Source organism: Paracoccus sp. (in: a-proteobacteria) (assembly GCF_030536915.1).
Lineage (GTDB): Bacteria > Pseudomonadota > Alphaproteobacteria > Rhodobacterales > Rhodobacteraceae > Paracoccus.
This window is the reverse complement of the sequence record NZ_JAUNPC010000174.1, coordinates 1-2,740: the sequence shown is the minus strand read 5'-3', so window position 1 is coordinate 2,740 and position 2,740 is coordinate 1. Positions and strand designations below refer to the sequence as shown.

At 63.2% G+C, this 2,740-nt stretch carries 3 protein-coding genes; 2 read left to right on the top strand and 1 reads right to left on the bottom strand.

All coding sequences use genetic code 11. The annotated features are described in order from the left end of the window. On the top strand, positions 1–273 hold a 273-nt coding region (locus Q4F04_RS15380; protein ID WP_303370667.1), incomplete at its 5' end, for an aminotransferase class IV. A gap of 99 nt (positions 274–372) precedes the next feature. Further along, the gene (locus Q4F04_RS15375; RefSeq protein ID WP_303370666.1) at positions 373–1,971 is read left to right on the top strand and encodes a peptide chain release factor 3; all 1,599 of its coding nucleotides are present in this window, start codon (positions 373–375) and stop codon (positions 1,969–1,971) included. Positions 1,972–2,419: 448 nt separating this feature from the next. On the opposite strand, the gene Q4F04_RS15370 is transcribed toward Q4F04_RS15375, so the two are convergent. Continuing rightward, on the bottom strand, positions 2,420–2,740 hold a 321-nt coding region (locus Q4F04_RS15370; RefSeq protein ID WP_303370665.1), incomplete at its 5' end, for an integrase core domain-containing protein.

The following is a 2,740-nucleotide window of genomic DNA, read 5'->3' as shown; positions in this document are numbered from 1 at the left end:
GTGAAGGACGGGGAAATCCACACGCCGCTGGCCGACGCCTTCCTGAACGGCATCACCCGGCAGACCGTCATCCAGATGTGCAAGGACGAGGGCATGACGGTGCACGAGCGCCACATCCTGCCCGAGGAGGTCGAGGGCTTCCAGGAATGCTTCCTGACCGGATCGGCGGCCGAGGTGACCCCGGTCGCCCAGATCGGCGAGGACTGGCATTTCCAGGTGGGACCGACCACGCGCAGGATCGCCGAAAGCTACGAGGCGCTGGTGCGGACGTAACCACCAGCTTCCGAAATATCTGGAACCGTCCGAAGGTAACGCGCTTTTCGGGCGGCGCCCTCCGTTGCGGGACGCGACGTTGAGCGTTACATGCCGCCCATGCTGGACAATCGCCCCCAACTGCCGCCCGAAATCGCCCGCCGCCGGACCTTCGCGATCATCGCGCACCCGGACGCCGGCAAGACCACGCTGACCGAGAAGTTCCTGCTGTTCGGCGGGGCGATCCAGATGGCCGGCCAAGTCCGCGCCAAGGGCGAGGCGCGGCGGACGCGGTCCGACTTCATGAAGATGGAGCAGGACCGGGGGATTTCCGTGTCCGCATCCGCCATGTCCTTCGACTTCGGGCCTTACCGCTTCAACCTCGTGGACACGCCCGGCCACTCGGACTTTTCCGAGGACACCTATCGCACCCTGACCGCCGTGGACGCCGCTATCATGGTGATCGACGGGGCCAAGGGTGTGGAATCCCAGACCCGGAAGCTGTTCGAGGTCTGCCGGATGCGCGACCTGCCGATCCTGACCTTCTGCAACAAGATGGACCGGGAAAGCCGCGACACCTTCGAGATCATCGACGAGATCCAGGAAAACCTCGCCATCGACGTGGCGCCTGCCTCGTGGCCCATCGGTTCGGGCCGCGACTTCCTGGGCACCTACGACCTGCTGCACGACCGGCTGGAGCTGATGGACCGCGCCGACCGCAACCGCGTGGCGGAATCGATCAGCATCTCCGGCCTCGACGACCCCAAGCTGGCCGAGCACATCCCTGCCGACCTGCTGGAAAAGCTGCGCGAGGAGGTCGAGATGGCGCGCGAACTGCTGCCTACCTTCGACCGCAAGTCCTTCCTTGAAGGACACATGACGCCGATCTGGTTCGGCAGCGCCATCAACAGCTTCGGCGTCAAGGAACTGATGCTGGGCATCGGCGAGTTCGGCCCTCAGCCCCAGCCCCAGAACGCCGCCGAGCGCGAGATCGCGCCCGAGGAAGGCGACGTCACCGGCTTCGTCTTCAAGGTGCAGGCCAACATGGACCCCAAGCACCGCGACCGCGTGGCCTTCGTGCGCCTCGCCTCGGGGCATTTCGAGCGGGGGATGAAGCTGCTGCACGTGCGGTCGAAGAAGCCGATGGCGGTGTCGAACCCCGTGCTGTTCCTCGCCGCCGACCGGGAACTGGCCGAGGACGCCTGGGCCGGCGACATCATCGGCATCCCCAACCACGGCCAGTTGCGCATCGGCGACGCGCTGACGGAAGGCGAGGCGCTGCGCTTCACCGGCATCCCCTCCTTCGCACCGGAACTGCTGCAGAATGTGCGGGCGGGCGATCCGATGAAGGCCAAGCATCTGGAAAAGGCGCTGATGCAGTTCGCCGAGGAAGGCGCGGCCAAGGTCTTCAAGCCGATGATCGGCTCGGGCTTCATCGTGGGCGTGGTCGGCGCGCTGCAGTTCGATGTGCTGGCGAGCCGGATCGAGCAGGAATACGGTCTGCCGGTGCGGTTCGAACCCTCGCAATTTACATCCGCCCGCTGGCTTTCCGGCCTGAAGGAGAAGGTCGAGGCCTTCGCGCAAACCAACAAGCAGCACATGGCGACGGATAACGACGGCGATGCGGTCTATCTGACCCGGCTGCAATGGGACATCGACCGCGTCGTGCGCGATCATCCAGAGTTGAAGCTGACGGCGACGAAGGAGATGATGATTTAGGCAGGATCGGGCGGCGCAAGAAACCGGCTAACCTTATGTGCCTGCAAGCTTGGAGGTCAGATTCCTGCGGCCCTAAGATCAAAAAATTTAGGAATAAAAAGCTCATGAGCGACAATAAGCCGGGAAATCCGAGGCGCGCGAATGCGCTCGAGGATACAGAGCGGATGATCGTCACCTACTTGCGAGCGCAGCACTTGCCTGGTGTAGACACCGATGACGAAGCGGGCGTCGCGTTAGAGATTGAACAGGGTGAACTGGCTCGCATCAGCTGGCATAGCATGTGCACTCTGCGCAGCATTTGCTACCGCACAGCCTGTCATGTGCTTTGGACACATGACAACCGTAGGAGTGGCACCTCCAGCACAATCACATGAGCCTAATCTAAGTGAGGCAAAGGCCTCGTTCCACCCTGCGAAATAGCTGGTCTTGCCCCCGTTTCGCCGGGCAGTCAGGCGGTTGCGGATTGAGCTGCGATGAACTCGCGGGGCGAGCGCATCTTCAGCCCTGAGTGCGGGTGGTTGTCGTTGTAGTCCTCGATCCAAGTGCCGATCAATCTAAGGACGTTCTGCGCGTCCGGCAATGGCGTGACCTGGACGTAGTCGCGCTTCAGGGTTTTGACGAAAGCCTCGGACATGCCGTTGCTCTGCGGGCTGCGCACCGGCGTGAAGCAGGGCTTCAGGCCGAGCTGGCGGGCGAAGATCTGCGTGTCCTTGGCGATGTAAGGTGAGCCGTTGTCGGTGAGAACCTCGATGACCGATGGCGCGCGCAG

Coding starts and splice junctions, on each gene's coding strand:
- Q4F04_RS15375 (WP_303370666.1), top strand. CDS start 373: ATGCTGGACAATCGCCCCCAACTGCCGCCCGAAATCGCCCGCCGCCGG.